We start from the raw sequence: 18,157 nt of genomic DNA on the forward strand, positions 1-18,157 counted from the left end.
GCACCCGTCGCGTGAGACCTGCCGGGAGCGCCGGGGCGAACGGCGCGGAGGCTGGCCAGGCCGCGGTCGCGGGGCGACAGACCGTCGCGCTCCCCCACGTCCGCGGAGCGCGCCTCGTCGGTCAGGTCGGCGAGCTCGGGGTGAAGTCGCCGATGGCTCGCTGTGCCGCGGACTGCTCGACCTCGGCGTCGGATCCAAGACCCTCCTGCACCTGGTCGCCTGACGCGCCTGTACCTCGTCGCCTGACGCGCGCCCGGCAGGGTGTGGCTGTCCTACGAGGAGGTCCCCGGATTCGTCGATCCGAGAGCCGGTCCGTGCGTGGGGCGGGGAGCGGTCATGTCGAGCAGCAGCAGGGCGTCGTGGTCGGGGCTGCCGGGTTCGGCGGTGTAGACGCCGATGCGCTGCCCCGGGGTGCCCTCGACGTCGAGGGACTGCGAGGTGAGAGTGAGGGCGCCGACCTGTGGATGCTGGAACCTCTTGTGGGCGGGTTTGCGTCCGGTCACCTCGTAGCGCTCCCACAAGCCGGCGAAATCCGGGCTCTTGAGCAGCAGTTCGCCGACGAGGTTGGTCAGATCCGGCGCGTCGGGTGCGGTGCCGGCGGTGGCGCGCAGGCGGGCGACGCAGGCGGTGATCTGGCGGTCCCAGTCGGGAAAGAGATCACGGGCCGCGGGGTGGAGGAAGAGGTAGCGGGCCAGGTTGCAGTGCTTGGCAGGCCAGTCCTCGAGTCCCGCGTACAGGGCGAGCCCGCCGGGGTTCCACGCGAGCATGTCCATGCTGCGGCTGATCACATACGCGGGGTTGGGGCGCAGGGACTCCAGCAACAGCTTGAGGTGGGGTCGCACGGTGCGGCTGGGCGCGGGCGGCGGTTCGGCGACGTAGCGGGCAGCGCGGGCGGCGAGCTCGCGCAGGTGCTGGTGCTCCTGGTCGTCCATGTGCAGGGCGCGGGCGAGAGCGTCGAGGACGGCGGGGCTGGGGTGGGTCTCCTTGCCGCGTTCCAGACGGACGTAGTAGTCGATGCTGATGCCGGACAGGGTGGCCAGTTCCTCGCGGCGCATTCCCGGCGTGCGGCGGGTGCCGGCGCCTGGTGTGAGACCCACGTGTCCGGGGCTAGTCCGGGTGCGGCGGGCGCGCAGGTAGCGGCCCAGCTCGGCGCCCTCGCTGTGTGCGCTCGTCGGTGCCATGCCCCCAGTCTCACCCGCTCTGCGCCCCGCGCGCAGCGCCGAGGGGGCCCTGTCGTTACCCCTGAAGAGCCCGCCCTGCCACACGCACGCAATTTGGGTGAAGGTGAAGGAGCAAGACACCCCGGCCCCCTGGGCGGACAGGCGCGGCCTGCCCGACCCGACGAATGTGGAAGGGGCCGGACATCTGTGAGGTGAAGGAAGGGCGAGATGCGGTACATCAAGCTGCGCGACCTGGAGGTTTCCCGGATCGGGCTGGGCGCTATGGGCATGTCCCACGGCTACACCGGTTCCGGCACCGACGACGCGGAATCGATGAGGACCGTGCACCGGGCGTTGGAGCTGGGCGTCACCCTGATCGACACCGCCGAGATCTACGGCCCCTGCACCAATGAAGAGCTCCTCGGCCGGGCTCTGAAGGGCCGCCGGGACCAGGTGGTCCTCGCGACGAAGTTCGGCCTGGTCTCCCACGGCGGGGACGGTGCATGGAACCTGGATTCCAGCCCGGCGAACATCCGTACGGCCGTCGAGGGCTCTCTGAAGCGGCTCGGTACCGACCACATCGACCTCTACTACCAGCACCGCGTCGACCCGGCCACGCCGATCGAGGAGACCGCGGGCGCGGTCGGCGACCTGATCGCCGAGGGCAAGGTGCGGGCCTTCGGACTCTCGGAGGCCGGCCCGGACACGATCCGGCGCGCCCACGCCGTCCAGCCGGTCACTGCCGTGCAGTCGGAGTACTCGCTGTTCACGCGCGGGATCGAGGAGCGGGTGCTGCCGGTGCTGCGGGAGCTGAACATCGGCCTGGTGCCCTTCTCCCCGCTCGGACGGGGGATGCTGACCGGCACGGTGCGCTCCACCGGCCAGTTCGACGAGAACGACTTCCGCCGCGGCAACCCGCGCTTCACCGGCGAGAACTTCCAGCGCAACCTGGCCCTCGCGGACCAGGTCAAGCACCTGGCCGACGAGGTCGGTGCGAGGCCGGGGCAGGTGGCGCTGGCCTGGCTGCTGGCCCAGGGCGACGACATCGCCCCGATCCCCGGCACGAAACGTGTGTCCCGGGTGGAGGAGAACGCCGCCGCCGACGGTGTCACCCTCACCCCGCGGCAGATCCAGACGCTGACCGCCCTCCCGTCGGCCTCCGGCGCCACCCACACCGAGGCCCAGGCCCGGATGCTGGAGCGCTGACCCCCACACCCGCCGGAGCACTGTTCCGCCCACCCGTTCGGAGTAGCACCGTCATGCGTGCAGCCGTGATGTACGGCGCCGGAGACGTCCGCGTCGAAGACCGGCCCGACCCCAGGATCGACCAGCCCACCGACGCCATCGTGCGCGTCGTCGCCTCCTGCGTGTGCGGGAGCGATCTGTGGCCCTACGCCTCCATGCCCGCCACCGACGCCGGCCGTCCCATGGGGCACGAGTTCCTCGGCGTCGTCGAGGACACCGGGACGGAGGTGACCGGGCTGGCGGCAGGAGACCTGGTCGTCGCCCCGTTCACGTACAGCGACAACACCTGCGACTACTGCGCCAAGGGCCTGCACATCTCCTGCCGCCACGGCGGCCGGTACGGCTTCGACGGCGTGGACGGCGGCCAGGGCGAAGCGGTCCGCGTCCCCCAGGCGGCCGGCATCCTGGTCAGACTCCCGGTAGGCGCAGACTCCGCGCTGCTCCCGTCCTTGCTGGCTCTGTCCGACGTCATGACCACCGGGCACCACGGCGCCGTCACCGCCGGCGTCGGCCGCGGCGACACCGTCCTCGTCGTCGGCGACGGTGCAGTCGGCCTGTGCGCGGTCATCGCCGCCAAGCGGCTCGGGGCCGAGCGGATCGTCCTCGCCGGACGCCACCAGGCGCGCACGGATCTCGGCCGTGAGTTCGGCGCCACCGACGTGGTCGCCGGGCGCGGGGAGGAGGCCGTCACGCACATCCGCGAACTGACCGGCGGCGTGAACAAGGTCATCGAGGCTGTCGGCACCCGCCAGACCCTCGATACCGCGCTCGGCGCGGTCCTCGACGGCGGCACCATCAGCCGCCTCGGCGTGCCCCAGTACGAGCAGGGCCCTCTCGGCCCGGCCGGGTTCATGCGGAACATCACCCTGACCGGCGGCGCCAGCCCCGCCCGCGCCTACATCGAACAGCTGCTGCCCCACGTTCTGGACGGCACCATCGCCCCCGGCCGCGTCTTCGACCAGGCCTTCCCCCTCCACCGGACGCCGGCCGCCTACCAGGCCATGGCCGACCGCCAGGTCCTCAAGGCCCTCATCCGCCCCTGACCACGACCGGCGCCCGCACAGCAAAGGACACCCTCTGATGAAGACCGTCACCCTCAACAACGGCGTCGTCATGCCGCTGCTCGGCTTCGGCGTCTACCAGGTGCCCGCCGAGGACACCGAACGCACCGTCTCCGACGCGCTCGCCGCCGGCTACCGGCTGCTGGACACCGCCGCCGCCTACGGCAACGAGGAAGCCGTCGGCCGTGCCATCAGGTCCAGCGGCATCCCGCGCGAGGACCTGTTCGTCACCACCAAGCTGTGGGTCCAGGACGCCCCTGCCCAGGACAACACCCGCCGCGCCTTCGAGACCTCACTGACGAAGCTGGGCCTGGACCACCTCGACCTGTACCTGATGCACCAGCCCTACGGCGACGTCTACGGCCAGTGGCGCACCATGGAAGCCCTCAACCGCGACGGCCTGACCCGCGCGATCGGCGTCGCCAACTTCTACCCCGACCGGCTGATCGACCTGATCGTCAACAACGAGATCACCCCTGCGGTCAACCAGATCGAGACCCACCCCTTCTTCCAGCGCTCCGGCCACCACGCCCTCATGCGCGAGCACGGCGTGCAGCACCAGTCCTGGGGCGGCTTCGCCGAAGGCAGGAACGACCTGTTCACCAACCCCCTCCTCGCAGGCATCGGCAAGGAACACGGCAAGTCCGTCGCCCAGGTCGTCCTGCGCTGGCTCACCCAGCGCGACATCGTCACCATCCCGAAGTCCGTGCGCGCCGAGCGGATGGCGGAGAACTTCGACGTCTTCGACTTCGACCTCACCGACGAGCAGATGGCCGAGATCGCCACCCTCGACACCGGCAGCTCCCTCTTCTTCGACCACCACGATCCCGAGATCGTGACCTGGCTCGCCAAGCGCCGCCTCGACGGCTGATCCGAAGCCCCGGGGCCTCGGACTGCGGGCGGCAGGCTGACGGCCTGCCGCCCACACCTCCTGCCGTTCAGCGAACGTCGGCAGGCGGCGCACGCGTACGCCCGCACGGTCGCGGGACTCACCCGGCCCTTGCCGGAGGCAACGGCGGCCGAGGAGTCGGCACACGCCCCGGAGGCCGATACCCGCCCGCGTGCACGACCGGTCGTTCAGCCCTTCCTCCCTGGAGCCGGCATGCGCCGCCGTCCAGCCCCGGACCTGAACCTCCGCACCCGCCCTGCACGAGTCACGGGAAGGTCCGACCGGCCGATGGTGGCCGGCCCCGGCGGCTGGGCAGCGACTTCACAGTCGCCTGCCCCCGCCTCTGCGGGACGACGGGGCCGCCCCTCGCTCCCGTCCCTGCCGACGGAAGAGAGCTGGGCCGGGACGGGTCCCGGGCCACCGGACGAGGGCAGGCGGTGGAGCATTCCCGGCCACCGGGCGGTGAGCGGAGAGCGCGGTGAGAGGCCCGGGTCCCAGGATGCCGCTGGCCGTTGTGGCCGCCGTCCGTCCGAGTCGTACGCGGACGTCCGCAGCCTTCGTCAGGAGCACACACATGCGCCTTCGCCGTCTGGTCACCGCCGCTGTTCTCGCGGCCGCCGTGGTCGGCTCCACCTCGTCGGTCTCCTCGGCCGACCCCAAGGCCGATCCGGACAAGAACTACCTCACCGACACCAAGTACGAAGCCGTGAGCTTCGGTATGAGCAGACAGCAGGTCGAGGCCGTCATCGGCACACAGCCGCACTGCTCCGCGGTCGGGGTCGGCGGCGCCCTGGTCTGCTGGGCGAAGAACCAGTTCGTCGACCAGACGGCGTCCTTCACCTTCAACGCCTCCGACCAGCTGGTCAGGAAGGAGAAGGACTACGCCTTCGCCTACGCCTGGTACACGTACGACCTGCCCACGACCATGACCAAGGTCCAGTACGAGCAGCAGTTCGCGGTGGGCGACACGCTGGCGGAGGTCGACGCACGCGTCGCCGGTACGGCATGCACCGACATCTGGATCGAGCGCCCCGGCTATCCGTCGTCCAGCGGGTGGAAGACCATGGTCCGGTGCACCGGGACCGTCGACGAGTCCTACCCGGAGATCGAGTTCTTCTTCACCGACGGCGTGCTGACGAGCAAGACCTACTCGTCCCGCGACGACATGCGCTGACCCGGGCCGGGCCGCCGGAGCCCGTGTCCCGCGCGGTGAGCCGGGCGTGCCGTTCCCCGCGGTGGTCCGGCAGGCGGCTGCGTCCTTCCCGGAGCCGGTCCGTCCGGCTCGGTAGCATGCGGCGCGTGGCCATCAGACTTGAGAACGTCGGTATCGCCGTCCGCGACCTCGAAGCAGCGGTCTCCTTCTTCACCGATCTCGGCCTCACGGTCGTCGGCCGTGACACGGTACGTGGGGAGTGGACCGACACCGCAGTGGGCCTGGACGGCAACCACGCCAGGATCGCGATGCTCCGGACGCCGGACGGCAACGGCTGCCTCGAACTCTTCGAGTACATCCACCCCGAGGCGATCGATACGCAGCCCACGCGTCCCAACGAGATCGGCATGCACCGCGTCGCCTTCTCGGTCGACGACATCGACGAGGCCCTCGAAGTGGCCGCGAGGCACGGATGCCGTCCGCTTCGCGGGGTGGCGGCATACGAGGACGTCTACAAGCTCACGTACCTCCGCGGGCCCAGCGGCATCCTGGTGATGCTCGCCGAGGAGCTGAAGAAGGACTGACGCCCCGCAGCGGGAACGACGCAGGAGGAGACCACCCCCCGAGCGGTCCCCTCCTGCACGTCGTCCGGCGGGCGCCGGTCGTCAGATGCGAACGGCGGCCTGGTAGCTGCCGACGGTGTTCATCGACTCGTAGCGGACGTAGGCGCCCGGGTACGGCGCGTGCAGCACGGTGTTGTTGCCGGCGTAGAGACCCACGTGCGAGGTGTTGCTGAAGAAGACCAGGTCTCCGGGCTTCAGCTGGCTGCGCGCGATGCGGGTGCCCTCGTTGATCTGGGTGAACGTGGTGCGGGTGATGTCGGCGCCGGCCTGGGCGTACGCCCACATGGTCAGACCCGAGCAGTCGAAGGAGTCGGGGCCCGTGGCCGCGCGGACGTAGGGCTTGCCCACCCGTGTGTCGGCGGCCGCGAGCGCCGCTGCCCCGAGGGCGGAGGCCGGGACCTCGTTGCCGAGCTCGACCCGGTCGCCGGCGGAACGGCTGGCGCGCTGCTCCTGCTCCGCCATCTTGGCGCGCTCGGCGGCGGTGAGGGTGTTCAGCAGCTTCTGGGCCTCGGCCAGCTTGCCCTGGAACTTCTTCTTGTTCTCGCCGAGCGCCGTGCGGACCTCGGCCAGATCCGCGAGCTTGCCCTGCGCCTCCTTGCGCTCCTGCGCGAGGGTCCGCTGCTTCGCCTGGATCTTCCGCAGCGACTCGGCCTGCTTGGCCGTCAGCTGGTCGAGCGCGGAGGCCTGGTCGAGGAAGCTGTCCGGGTCCGAGGAGAGCAGCAGCTGGACCGACGGGTCGAGACCACCGGAGCGGTACTGCGCGGTGGCCAGCGAACCCAGCTCGTTCCGGAGGGTGTTGAGCTCCTCCTGGCCGCGGGCGACCTTGTCCTGGAGCGCGTCGGCCTGCTTCTTGAGCTTGTCCTGCTGCTCCTTGGCGCCGTTGTACTTCTCGGTGGCTTCCTCGGCCTCGTGGTAGAGCTTGTCGACCTTCGCCTTGACCTCGCTCTTGGTCGGCTTGGGGTCGGCGTGGGCCGCCTGGGAGGTGAGCGCCACAGCTGCGGCGGCGGTGGCGGTGAGCACGGTCACGCGGGTGCGGCTCGGCTGCTTGGGACGACGGTGGGACGCCACGGAGGCGAGCTCCTTCTTCCTCGAGCCGCCTACCGGGTCGTCGGGCACCCGTCCCCGGCTCCGCGCACGTCACGGACTCGGCGGTTCCTTCGCTGCCACCCCGAATGGGCGATCAACCGTACGAAGGTTCGGAGCACGACCTTAGTGACCATCCTGTAATCAGTTCAATGTTTCGGTGAAGATTGTCGACACGGCGGGGTGATCTTTACTCGCACCGCACCGCGTGCAGCCGTGACTTGACGGACCGTCCCGCCGCGGTCGGCAGGCGCTCCGCCCGGGGCGCACCTCGGTCCGGCGGACGGTACGAGGTGCGCCCGGTGCTCCTACGGGAGCGTCGGCGCGTCCCGGCGGAGGGCGACGACGTCGATCTCCACCAGGATGTCCATGAGGTCGGAGCCCACGGTCGTGCGGACCGGGTGCGGCGCGGTGAAGAAGGAGCGGTACACGGCGTCGTAGGCGGCGAAGTCGCGGCGCAGGTGCTGGAGATGGGCCGTGACCTTGACGACGTCCCGGGGCCCGAGCCCTTCCGCCTCCAGTACGGCGCAGACGTTCCGCAGGACCTGCGCGGTCTGCTCCTCGACGGTGCCGGCGACCGCACCGGTGTCCGGGTCCTGCGGGCCGAAGCCCGAGGTGAAGAGGTAGGGGCCCGCGGCGATCCCCTGGCTGTAGGCACCGGCCGGGTCGGGAGCACGATCGGTGCGGACCGCTCGCCGGGCGCCGGGAGGGGTCGAGGTCATCGGGTGAGGTCTCCCTCGCGTGCGTTGACCTCCGCGTAGTGGCGGAGCTTCTCCTCGTCGACGGTGACGCCGAGTCCGGGACCGGCCGGGACGCGCAGGCTGCCGTTCTCGAGCGTGAGGGGCTCGATGATGTCGTCGGCGTGCAGGTAGTACATGGAGTCGATGGCGCGGGACAGGACGGGCGTGCTGGCGACCACCGCGAGGTGGGCGGCCGTCGCGATGCCCAGTTCGCCGCCGCTGTGCAGGTTCATGCCGAGCCCGAAGGTCTCGCAGTGGGCCGCGAGGGCCTTCGTGGCCGCGATGCCGCCCCACTTGTAGACGTCCCCGTGGATGACGTCCACGGCGCCCAGGCGCATGGCCGGTGCGAAGTCCTCGAAGCGTACGACGCACATGTTGGTGCACAGCGGGATGCGGACCTTGGCGCGGACCTGGCTCATGCCCTCGATGCCGACGCAGGGGTCCTCGAGGTATTCGAGGTCCAGCTCCTCCAGGGCCATGCCGGCGCGGATCGAGTCGGGCACGGACCACGCCGCGTTGGGGTCGACCCGCAGGCTCACCGTGGGCAGGGCGGCGCGCAGGGCGCGGAGGATCGCGACGTCCCCCTGGACGTCCTTGGTGCCCTTGAGCTTGACGGCCTGGAAGCCGCCCTCGGTGACGACGCGCAGCGTGTGCTCGGCGAGCGCGGCCGGCAGGTCGGCCGGGCGGGCGCCGGGGGCGTCGGCCCGGGTGACGAGCGCGGTGAGCGGGACCTCCTCGCGCACCGGGCCGCCGAGGAGGTCGGTGACGGACTGGCCGGTGGCCTTGCCCATGGCGTCCCAGCACGCGACGTCGAGGGCGGCGATCGCGGCGTAGCCGAGGTAGCCGTAGAAGAAGGGCACCATGTGCTGCTTGCGGTGGAAGGCTTCGAGCGCGAAGGGGCTCATGCCGATGAGGTCCTCGGCAATGATCTTGACGATGGCGGCGACGGGCCGGCCCCACATGGTCTCGCCCCAGCCCTCGACACCGGTGTCGGTCCGGATGCGCACGACGGTGCGGGTCTCGCCGGTCTTCGTCTCGAAGGAGCTGGTGAACGGGTTGACCAGGGGCAGGTTCACGACGTGGACGTCGACATCGGTGATCTTCATGCTGTTCCTCGTTCGGTTCGGATGGTGCGGTGGGAGCGGGCCCGTCCGCTCACGGCCCGGTGCGGGTCGCGGTGTCGAAGGCCCGGACGGCGCGGGCGAGACCGAGGGCGCGGTCGTCCAGGAGCCTGCGGCCGTGCGCGGCGTCGGCACCGGAGGCGTCGTCGGTGGAGCCCCCGACGCGTTCCCATTCGCCGTGCCGCTCGACGGTGAGCCCCGGGTAGGGCGGGCGGTCGAAGAGCGGCGGCGGGTCGACCGGGGCCCGCGAGGGCACGGGGGTGCGCACCAGGGAGGGGTGCGCGGCGAGCATGAGGGAGGTCTCGAACCAGCCCGCGTGCCCGGGGGTGACGTCGGGGCGGCCGCCGTCCTCGCCCCCGCCGGTCACCGTCCAGTACGAGCAGGCGGCGACGGTGACCTCGGCGCGCAGGGCGAAGCGCTTGACGGCGAGCTTCATGATCTCGTCGTTGCCGCCGTGCCCGTTGACGACGAGGACGCGCCGGTGCCCGCACGCGGCGAGGGAGTCGAGGATCTCCCCGAGTACGGCTTCCAGCGTGGCGGCGGACAGGGTCAGGGCCGCCGCGAACAGGTGGTGCGGGCTGTGTCCGTAGGGCAGCGTCGGCAGCCGGACGAGGGACGGGGCCCCGTCGGCGTCCTCGTCCAGCAGGGTGAGCGCCCGGTCCACCACGGCGTCGACGAGGAGGGTGTCGGTGCCCATCGGCAGGTGCCCGGCGTGCTGCTCCTGGGAGCCGACGGGCAGCAGCGCGATGGCTCCGGGTGCCGCCTCGCGGGTCTCCTGCCAGGTGGTTTCGGTGAGGTGCCGGTGGCTCATACGGCTATCTCCCCGGAACACCGGCGTGGCAGAGTCGGCGTATGGCTCATGAACGTTCTCCCTTGCGGTTGGTGCCGGACCCCGTGCCGGGTCCGGAGGTGCGGGCGGTTCCCCGCACCCTGGGGGCCGTGGAGCTGCTGCCCGGCCGGATCCGCGCGGCGCTGCTCGACCGCTCGGGTGCCGTGCTCGGGCGGGCCGAGGCGGAGTTCGACGCGGCGTCCCCGAGCCCCGCGGGGCCCGACGAGGCGCTCGCGCGGGTCGCCGCCGTGTTCGAGGGGCACCGTCCGTCCGGGATCGGGGTGGCGGCGGCCGGGGTGATCGATCCGGCGGGGGGCCGGGTGATCGAGGTCAACGAGGCTCCGGCGCTGCGCGGCTACCGGGTGGCAGGGCGGCTGGAGGAGCTGACCGGTGCGCCGGTGCGGGTGGAGCACCGTGCCCGGGTCCAGGTGCTCGGGGACCGGTGGTTCGGGCCTGGCCGGGGCCGGCGCTCCTTCGCCTCGGTGTCGACCGGCGAGGTGCTGGGGGTGGGCATCCTGTACGACGGTGAGGTGCTGGCCCCCGAGGGCGGCCGCAGCGGCGCCCACATGACGGTGTCGGCCAGCGGTGAACCGTGCACGTGCGGCCGGCGGGGCTGCTGGAAGACGGTGGCCACCACCCGCTGGCTGCGGCAGCGCGCCGAGGCGCTCGGCCTCGGGGCCGCGGGCGCCTCGCTGGGTGCCCTGGTGGCCTCGCGGGACGAGGCGGCGCGGACCCTGGTGGCGGAGTACGCGGAGAATCTGGTGCTGGGGCTCGCGACGGTCCAGCAGCTCTTCGCCTGCGGGCTCTTCGTCCTGCACGGGGAGGCCCGGGAGGGCGGGGAGCCGTTCCGCGCCCTGGTCGAGTCCCGGCTGCGCTCGGACGCCCTGGGCGGTGGCGAACTCCCCCGGGTGGTGGTGAGCGAGGCGGCGGTGGACGACGTCGTCCTGCTCGGCGGGGCGGGGCTCGTCCTGTCGGGCGGGTAGGCGCGGGGCGGCGCTCATGCGGCGCCGTCGTGCGCGGGGGGCCGGCCGGCCGGCACCTTCTCCGTGTCTGCGGCGGCGAGCCTGGTCCTGCGGGCCCTCGCCGGGTCCGGAATCGGTACGGCGTCGAGGAGTTGGCGTGTGTACGGGTGCTCCGGGGCGGTGAAGACCTGGTGGGCGGTGCCCACCTCGACCAGGCGGCCCCGGCGCATGACGGCGACCCGGTCGGCGACCTGCTGGACGACGGCGAGGTTGTGGCTCACGAAGACGTAGGTGAGGCCGAGGCGTTGCTGGAGTTCGGCGAGCAGGTCCAGGACGCGGGCCTGGACGGACACGTCGAGGGCGCTGGTCGGTTCGTCGAGGACGACGAGGCGGGGTTCGAGGCCGATCGCGCGGGCGATCGAGATGCGCTGGCGCTGGCCGCCGGAGAACTCGTGGGGGTAGCGGTCGAGGATCGTGTCGTCGAGGCCGACGGCCTCCAGGAGTTCGCCGACGCGCTGCCGGACGTGGGGCCGGCCACGCCTGCCCCGGGCCGCAGGGTCGTGGGTGACGAGGGGTTCGGCGACGATGTCGACGATCCGCAGCCGCGGATTCATGCTGGAGTAGGGGTCCTGGAGGACGACCTGCATCTGGCGGCGGACCGCGCGCATCGCGGCGGCGTCGAGGCCGGAGAGGTCGGTGCCCTCGAAGCGCACGGTGCCCGAGGTCGGCTCCAGCAGGCGGAGCAGCAGCCGGGTCAGTGTGGTCTTCCCGCAGCCCGACTCCCCCACCAGCGCGAGGGTCTCGCCCTCACGGACGGTGAGACTCACGTCGTCGACGGCGACGCTGTTTGCGAACTCCTTGCGCAACGCGTCGAGTTCGAGCAGCGGCGGAGCTGTGGCGGTCATCCGGCGGTCTCCAGTCGGGGTGTCGCGTCGAGCAGTCGGCGGGTGTAGGGGTCCTCGGGGCGGGCGAACACGTCGTGGACGTCCCCGCTCTCGACGGCTCGGCCGTGGTGCATGACCACCACGCGGTCGGCGGTCTCCGCGACGACTCCGAGGTCGTGGGTGATGAGGACGACGGCCATGCCGTGCCGTTGCTGGAGCCGTACGAGCAGGTCGAGGATCTGGCGCTGCACGGTGACGTCGAGCGCCGTGGTCGGTTCGTCGGCGATGAGGACACGGGGGCGGGCCACGAGCGCGGCGGCGATCATGACGCGCTGGCGCAGACCGCCGGAGAGCTCGTGGGGGTACTGGCGGTAGCGGCGCTCGGGATCGGGGATGCCCACCTCGTCGAGCGCGGCCAGGGCCGCGGCCCTGGCCTCGGCCCTGCTGTGGCCGCCGTGGTGGCGGAGGACCTCGGCGACCTGGCTGCCGATGCGCTGCAGCGGGTCGAGGCTGGTCATCGGGTCCTGGAAGATCATGGACAGGTCGGCGCCCCGGATCCGGCCCAGTTCGCGTTCGCTGCGGGTGAGGAGGTCCTTCCCGTCGAGCAGGATGTGGCCGCCGGCGTAGACGCAGGGCGGTTCCGGGTTGAGGCGGAGCGCGGACAGGGCGGTCGCGGACTTGCCGCTGCCGGACTCGCCGACGACGGCCAGGGTCTCCCCCGGCGCGACGGCGAAGCTGACGCCGCGGACCGCGTGGACGGTCGTGGTGGCGAGGCGGAAGTCGACGTGCAGGTCGTGGATCTCGAGGACCGGCGCTGCGGGGGTGGTGGAGGTCATCGGCGGTAGGCCTTCGGGTCCGCGACGTCGCGCAGGGCGTCGCCGGTGATGTTGACGGCGAGGGAGGTGAGCATGAGGGCGATGCCGGGGAAGACGGCGACCCACCACGAGGTGCCGAGGTAGAGCTGTCCGTCGGCGAGCATCGAGCCCCAGGTCACCGTCTCCTTGGGGACGCCGAGGCCGAGGTAGCTGAGCGAGGCCTCCGCGACGACGGCGGCCGCGACGTGGAGGGTGCCGATGGTGGCGAGCGGGGCCATCACGTTGGGCAGCAGGTGGCGGCGCATGATCGCGGTGTGGCCGACGCCGATGGCATGGGCCTCGGTGATGAAGTCGCGGGAGCGCAGGGACAGCACTTCGGAGCGTACGACGCGGGCGTACGACACCCAGCCGGTCACACCGAGGACGAGGATGACGTACCAGAGGCCCGAGCCGAGGAACCCGACGATCGCGAGCGCGAGCAGGATCGCGGGGAAGGCGAGCTGGACGTCGGCGAGGCGCATGAGGACGCGGTCCGGCCAGCCGCCGAAGTATCCGGAGGCGAGGCCGATGACGGTGCCGATGACCCCGGCGAGCAGGGCCGCACCGGCGCCGACGAGCAGCGACACGCGGGTGCCGTAGACGACGCGGGAGAGCAGGTCGCGCCCGAGCTGGTCGGTGCCGAGGAGGTGGGCGCCGCTGCCGCCGTCCTGCCAGGCGGGTGGCCGGAGGCGGGCCAGCAGGTCCTGCGCGTTGGGGTCGGTGGGCGCGACGAGCGGGGCGAGGAGCGCGCAGATCACGACGAGGGCGAGGAAGGCGAGCGCGGCCACTGCGAGCCGGTTGCGCAGCAGCGTCCGCACGGCGGCGGTCCGGTGCGCGGGGGCGCGGTCAGGGGCGGGGGCGCGGTCGTGCGCGGGGGCCGGAGTCCGGGAGGCAGTGGTCATCGGGAGGTCCTCACCCTCGGGTCGAGGAGGCTGTAGGAGAGGTCCACGAGCAGGTTCACCACGACGAAGGTGGCGGCGAAGAGCAGCACGGTGGCCTGGACGAGGGGGAAGTCGCGGTTGGAGATGGCCTCGATGGTGAGCTGTCCGACCCCCGGCCAGGAGAAGACCTGCTCGGTGAGGATCGCGCCGCCGAGGAGGCTGCCGACCTCCAGGCCGACGACGGTGACCACGGGCAGGGAGGCGTTCCGCAGCCCGTGGGTGAGGACGACCTTGACGGGTCCGAAGCCCTTGGCGCGCGCGGTGCGGATGTGGTCGGCGCCCAGGACGTCGATGAGGGACGAACGCAGGAGCCGGGCGACGACGGCCACGGAGTACACGGCGAGGGTCACGGCGGGCAGGACGAGGTTGGCGAAGGTCCCGTAGCCCGAGGCGGGCAGGGCGTGCAGGCCGACCGCGAAGACGAGGATGAGCAGGATGCCGATCCAGAAGGGCGGGGTGGACTGGCCGAGCAGCACACCGGTCATGACGGTGCGGTCGGCGGCCCGGCCCCGGCGCATCGCGGCGACGGTCCCGGCCGGGAGGGCGACGACGAGGGTGACGACGAGCGCCCCGGTGGCCAGGAGGAGGGTCGCGGGGATGCGGTCGGCGAGGACGGCGCGCACCGGCTCGTTGTAGAAGAGGGAGTCGCCGAAGTCGAGGCGCGGGATGCCCCACAGGTAGTCGAGGTACTGGGTGAGGAGGGGGCGGTCGAGGCCCAGGCTGTGGCGCAGGACGCCCTCCTGCTGGGCCGTGGCGTCCGGCGGCAGGAGGACCTTGACCGGGTCGCCGGAGAGCCGTACGAGGAAGAACGCGACGGTGGCCGTGCAGAGCAGGACCAGCAGCGCGGTGCCGATGCGGGACGCGGTCATGCGCAGGACGCGCAGTGCGTCGCGGCGCGGTTCGGCCGGCCGCTCGGACTCCTCGTCCGGTGCGGGGGCGGGAGGGGTGAGGAGCTCGCTCATCGGGAGACCTCCGCACTCGCCATGTCGAGGACGCCGGCGAAGCCGGGGGTCCAGCGGGGCCTGCTGTTGCGGGCGTAGATGTTGTCGATCTGGTAGAGGGGCACGAAGGGCGCCTCGGACTTGATCAGCCGCTGGAGGCCGGAGAAGGCGCGCCGGCGGGTCTCCGGGTCCACGGAGAGTTCTTCGAGGTCGACGAGCCGGTCGGCCTCCTCGTCGTGCCAGCGGCTCTGCCGCCGGTCGCTGCGGACGTTGGACTGGATCATGCTCTCGCCGTCGAGGGTCCAGACGGTGGACGCGGCCAGGTACATGGGGCCCAGTGCGCCGTGGTTGTCCGAGGTGAGGCGCTGCGCGTAGGTGCCGGGGTCGAGGAGGTCGACCCTGGCGTGCACGCCGGCGCGGTCGAGGAGCCCGGCGACCGCCTCCGCCACGTTGGCGTCCACGTTCGACGCGGTGAGGGTCGTGCGGATGCCGTCGGGGTGTCCGGCCTCGGCCAGCAGGGCGCGGGCCCTGGCGACGGAGCGGGTGAAGGGCTCGACGGAGGGGTCGAAGCCGAAGGCGCCGCGCGGGATCATCGCGGGGACCTCGGTCCCCTTCCCGCCGAGGACGGCCTTGATGAGCTGGGGCACGTCGATGGCGTGGTTGAGCGCCTGGCGCACCCGGCGGTCCTGGAGCGGCCCCTCGGTGAGGGTGTCCAGGGAGAGGTACGAGGTGCGGATGCCGGTGTGGTGGTCGAGGCTGACTCCGGTGTAGCCGTCGAGCTGCTGGGCCGCGTCGGGGGTGAGTCCGGCGACGAGGTCGACACCGCCGCTCTGGAGGGCGGCGAGCGCGGAGGACGGGTTCGGGGCGGGAGTGAAGACGAGTTCGTCGACGGCCGGCCTGCCCTCCCAGTGCTTCTCGTTGGCGCGCATCCGCAGTTGGTGGTCGCGCTGCCAGCGCGTGAAGGTGAAGGGACCTGTGCCGACGGGACGGGCGGCGAAGCCCTCGTCACCGACCCGTCCGATGTAGCGCGGGGGGACGACGACTCCGCCGAAGAGGGACACCTTGTCCGGCAGGATCGGGTCGTGGACGGTGGTGTGGACGTCCACGGTGAGCCGGTCGACGACGGTGACGCCCTCGACGTAACGCAGCTCGACGATGGGCGACTTGGTCGCCGGGTCGAGGAGGCGTTCGATGCTGAAGCGCACGGCGGCCGCGTCACAGGGCTCGCCGTTGTGGAAGGTGACGCCGGGCCGGAGGCGGAAGCGCCAGACGCGGGGGGAGACCGCCTTCCAGGACAGGGCGAGCCGGGGGACCAGGGTGTTGTCGCGGGCCCGCGCCGTGAGGGTGTCGAACATGTTGACCAGGGCGTTCATGGAGATCATGTCGCCCTGCTTCTGCGGGTCCATGGTCTTGGGGTCCCCTGTCTGGGAGACCCGCAGGACGTTGCCGGCGCCGGATGCGGGATCGGTGCCGCAGCCGGTGAGCAGCGCCGGCGCGGCCACCGCGGGGAGCAGTGCACTGCCGTACCGCAGGATCGTGCGGCGGGAGGGGCGGCTGCGGTCCCCGATCCACCCTCCACATATTCGTTCCATTGAACAACACATCCGTTCCGGCAGATGGAATGCAGTGGGGGTAAGCTAAGCGACATGGGGAAACCGGTCAATAGCCGTCCGAAGGAGCAGCCGCCTGCGGGCCGGGCTGTCGAACACTCCGTCATGGGTCCGGTGGACAAGGCGATGGAGGTCCTGTCCGCGCTGGTGGAGACGGGTGCACCGCACCGGCTGGCCGACCTGGCCCGCCGCACGGGGCTCACCAAACCCACCGTGCACCGCCTGCTGCGCGGACTCGCCGCCTCCGGCTTCGCCGAGCCCGCCGAAGGCGGGAGCTACCGTGCGGGACCCCGGCTGCTGGGGATGGCCGCCGCCGCGCTCGACAGCGGTCCGGGACTGCGCGCGGTCCGCCCCGTGCTGGCCGAACTCCGCACCCGCACCGGACTCCTCGCGCACTACGCCGTGCGCGACGGGGACAGCGCGGTCTGCCTGGAGGTGTCGGAACCGGCCCGGGAGTACGCGCTGGAGCTGCGCCCCGGCACACGCTCCCCACTGCTCCTCTCCGCGCCCGGCATCGCGACGCTGTCCGCCCTCCCGGCCGCCGAGTCCGAGGAGGCCGTCGCCGCCGCCGTGGCTGCCGGCCACCCGCTGCCGGTGCCCGCCGCGGAACTGCGGGCCGCGATCGCCGAGGCGGCGGAGCGCGGGTACGCACTCGACGACCAGTACGAACGGGAGGACCGGCGGGCGGTCGCCGCGGCGGTACGGGACGAGGAGGGCCGGGTCGTCGGGGCGGTCGCGCTCACCGGACTGGTCTTCACCCTGGACCGGGCCGGTGTCGAGCTGTACGGGCCGATGGTCCGGGCCGCCGCGGGCGCGGTCTCCGCGGGACCGGGGGCCGGCGGACGGGCCCGCCTCACCGTGGCCCGCGACGGCGCGCGCGCCGGGAACCCGGGCGTGGACCTGTGAGCGCCCGGGCCCCGGAGGCGGCGGACGGGGGCCCGCGCGCCGCGCTGCTGGCCGAGGGCCGGGCTCGGCACCTCTACTCGGGCGCCGCATGGTCGGTGGGCACCGCACACGGGCCCGTCGACCGGGGGTCGCTGGGCACCAGGAGCTGGGACGGGGCGGAGCTGGACGGCACCGACCTGTGGGACCTCGCCTCCGTCACCAAGCCCGTCGTCGGCCTGGCCGTCATGGCGCTCGCCGAGCGCGGCGCGCTGTCCCTGACCGCCACGGTGGGGGAGCTCCTCCCGCGCTACCGGGACACCGACAAGGCGGGCCTGACCGTCACCGGCCTCCTCGCCCACACCTCGGGCCTGCCCGGCGGGGTGCCGATGTACCGCGACCACGGCACCCGGGAGTCCCTGCTCGCCGCCCTCGGCACGCTGCCGCTGCTGTCCGCGCCGGGCACGCGGGTCACCTACTCCTCCCAGGGCTTCATGCTGCTCGGCCTCATCGCCGAACAGGCGGGCGGACAAGGGCTGGACGCCCTGGTGGCCGAGCTGGTGTGCGCACCGCTCGGCCTGGAGGACACCGGCTTCACCCCGGGACCCGCCGGCCGGGACCGCGCCGTCGCGACCGAGCGGTGCCCCTGGCGGGGAAGGACCGTCGTGGGCGAGGTGCACGACGAGAACGCCGCCGTGCTCGGCGGGATCGCCGGCCACGCGGGGCTGTTCGCCACCCTCGCCGACGCGGAGCGGCTGGCCGTCTCGCTGGCGGGCGGGGCCCGCGAGGTGCTGCGTCCGGAGACCCACGCCCTGATGACCGCCCCGCACACCGACGGGCTGAACCTCCGCCGCGCCCTCGCCTGGCAGGGCCAGGACCCGGCCGGCTCCCCCGTCGGACCGTCCTTCGGCCCCGCCTCGTACGGCCATACGGGATTCACCGGGACGAGCCTCTGGGTCGATCCCGGCACGGGCCGCTACGCGGTTCTGCTGACCAACCGGGTCCATCCGACACGGGAGGGCGACGGCATCGTCGCCCTCCGCAGGGAGTTCCACTCCCTGCCGGAGTAGCCCCGGCGGAAGGGCCGGTCACAGCAGGCGCACGGCTCCGGGGCCCGCACCGTCCGCGGTGCGGGCCCCGGAGCCGTGCTTGACAGGCATGTCCCCGCATGACCATGAT

Annotated in this window: 18 protein-coding genes; 8 read left to right on the forward strand and 10 right to left on the reverse strand. The window is 72.5% G+C overall.

The window, feature by feature from the left end:
- Positions 1-272 precede the first annotated feature (272 nt).
- Positions 273-1,181, reverse strand: a complete 909-nt coding sequence (locus ACFC51_RS01450) for a helix-turn-helix transcriptional regulator (RefSeq protein ID WP_376526422.1) — start codon at positions 1,179-1,181, stop codon at positions 273-275.
- A 207-nt stretch (positions 1,182-1,388) separates the two neighbouring features.
- Between ACFC51_RS01450 and ACFC51_RS01455 the strand changes: the two genes are divergently transcribed.
- The 5 genes from ACFC51_RS01455 (at position 1,389) to ACFC51_RS01475 (ending at position 6,092) form a co-directional block, all read left to right on the forward strand.
- Positions 1,389-2,366, forward strand: a complete 978-nt coding sequence (locus ACFC51_RS01455) for an aldo/keto reductase (protein ID WP_376369138.1) — start codon at positions 1,389-1,391, stop codon at positions 2,364-2,366.
- 53 nt (positions 2,367-2,419) lie between these two features.
- Positions 2,420-3,448, forward strand: a complete 1,029-nt coding sequence (locus ACFC51_RS01460) for a zinc-binding dehydrogenase (RefSeq protein WP_376526424.1) — start codon at positions 2,420-2,422, stop codon at positions 3,446-3,448.
- A gap of 37 nt (positions 3,449-3,485) precedes the next feature.
- Complete coding sequence (locus ACFC51_RS01465; protein WP_376526426.1) at positions 3,486-4,337, forward strand: aldo/keto reductase; 852 nt, start codon at positions 3,486-3,488, stop codon at positions 4,335-4,337.
- 592 nt (positions 4,338-4,929) lie between these two features.
- A complete protein-coding gene (locus ACFC51_RS01470) occupies positions 4,930-5,529 on the forward strand; it encodes a BLIP family beta-lactamase inhibitor (protein ID WP_376369135.1) in 600 nt (199 codons plus the stop codon).
- 116 nt (positions 5,530-5,645) lie between these two features.
- Entirely contained in the window at positions 5,646-6,092 is a 447-nt protein-coding gene (locus tag ACFC51_RS01475) for a VOC family protein (protein WP_376369134.1), read from the forward strand.
- 81 nt (positions 6,093-6,173) lie between these two features.
- Here ACFC51_RS01475 and ACFC51_RS01480 read toward each other — a convergent pair whose 3' ends face one another.
- From ACFC51_RS01480 to ACFC51_RS01495, 4 genes are all read right to left on the reverse strand, one after another.
- A complete protein-coding gene (locus ACFC51_RS01480) occupies positions 6,174-7,199 on the reverse strand; it encodes an NlpC/P60 family protein (RefSeq protein WP_376526428.1) in 1,026 nt (341 codons plus the stop codon).
- A gap of 323 nt (positions 7,200-7,522) precedes the next feature.
- On the reverse strand, positions 7,523-7,936 hold the full coding sequence (locus tag ACFC51_RS01485) for a RidA family protein (protein ID WP_376526430.1): 414 nt from the start codon (positions 7,934-7,936) through the stop codon (positions 7,523-7,525).
- Positions 7,933-9,060, reverse strand: coding sequence for a mandelate racemase/muconate lactonizing enzyme family protein (locus tag ACFC51_RS01490; protein WP_376369131.1), 1,128 nt, complete (start codon positions 9,058-9,060; stop codon positions 7,933-7,935). The genes ACFC51_RS01485 and ACFC51_RS01490 overlap by 4 nt, the downstream gene beginning before the upstream one ends.
- Before the next feature lie 49 nt (positions 9,061-9,109).
- Positions 9,110-9,886, reverse strand: coding sequence for a creatininase family protein (locus ACFC51_RS01495; RefSeq protein WP_376526433.1), 777 nt, complete (start codon positions 9,884-9,886; stop codon positions 9,110-9,112).
- 41 nt (positions 9,887-9,927) lie between these two features.
- Here ACFC51_RS01495 and ACFC51_RS01500 point away from each other — a divergent pair, with 41 nt between their 5' ends.
- The gene (locus ACFC51_RS01500) at positions 9,928-10,887 is read left to right on the forward strand and encodes an ROK family protein (protein WP_376526435.1); all 960 of its coding nucleotides are present in this window, start codon (positions 9,928-9,930) and stop codon (positions 10,885-10,887) included.
- Positions 10,888-10,901: 14 nt separating this feature from the next.
- Here ACFC51_RS01500 and ACFC51_RS01505 read toward each other — a convergent pair whose 3' ends face one another.
- The 5 genes from ACFC51_RS01505 to ACFC51_RS01525 are packed head-to-tail and all read right to left on the reverse strand — an operon-like array spanning position 10,902 to position 16,078.
- A complete protein-coding gene (locus ACFC51_RS01505; protein ID WP_376526438.1) occupies positions 10,902-11,771 on the reverse strand; it encodes an ATP-binding cassette domain-containing protein in 870 nt (289 codons plus the stop codon).
- Positions 11,768-12,586 carry an ATP-binding cassette domain-containing protein gene (locus tag ACFC51_RS01510; protein ID WP_376369128.1) on the reverse strand — a complete coding sequence of 273 codons (819 nt, stop codon included), beginning with the start codon at positions 12,584-12,586 and terminating at the stop codon, positions 11,768-11,770. Before ACFC51_RS01510 ends, ACFC51_RS01505 begins: the two co-directional genes overlap by 4 nt.
- The gene (locus ACFC51_RS01515; protein WP_376369127.1) at positions 12,583-13,506 is read right to left on the reverse strand and encodes an ABC transporter permease; all 924 of its coding nucleotides are present in this window, start codon (positions 13,504-13,506) and stop codon (positions 12,583-12,585) included. Before ACFC51_RS01515 ends, ACFC51_RS01510 begins: the two co-directional genes overlap by 4 nt.
- Entirely contained in the window at positions 13,503-14,507 is a 1,005-nt protein-coding gene (locus ACFC51_RS01520; protein WP_376369126.1) for an ABC transporter permease, read from the reverse strand. Before ACFC51_RS01520 ends, ACFC51_RS01515 begins: the two co-directional genes overlap by 4 nt.
- Positions 14,504-16,078: an ABC transporter substrate-binding protein gene (locus tag ACFC51_RS01525; RefSeq protein ID WP_376526441.1), complete on the reverse strand. Its 1,575-nt coding sequence runs from the start codon at positions 16,076-16,078 to the stop codon at positions 14,504-14,506. The genes ACFC51_RS01520 and ACFC51_RS01525 overlap by 4 nt, the downstream gene beginning before the upstream one ends.
- Positions 16,079-16,132: 54 nt before the next feature.
- Between ACFC51_RS01525 and ACFC51_RS01530 the strand changes: the two genes are divergently transcribed.
- Both ACFC51_RS01530 and ACFC51_RS01535 read left to right on the forward strand, forming a co-directional pair.
- Positions 16,133-17,002, forward strand: coding sequence for an IclR family transcriptional regulator (locus ACFC51_RS01530; protein WP_376369124.1), 870 nt, complete (start codon positions 16,133-16,135; stop codon positions 17,000-17,002).
- Positions 16,999-18,048 (forward strand): serine hydrolase domain-containing protein, encoded by a 1,050-nt coding sequence (locus tag ACFC51_RS01535; protein ID WP_376369123.1) that lies wholly within the window; start codon positions 16,999-17,001, stop codon positions 18,046-18,048. The genes ACFC51_RS01530 and ACFC51_RS01535 overlap by 4 nt, the downstream gene beginning before the upstream one ends.
- The last annotated feature ends 109 nt before the right edge of the window (positions 18,049-18,157 follow it).

Source organism: Streptomyces sp. NPDC055962 (assembly GCF_042270185.1).
In the GTDB taxonomy this organism is placed as follows: Bacteria; Actinomycetota; Actinomycetes; order Streptomycetales; family Streptomycetaceae; genus Streptomyces.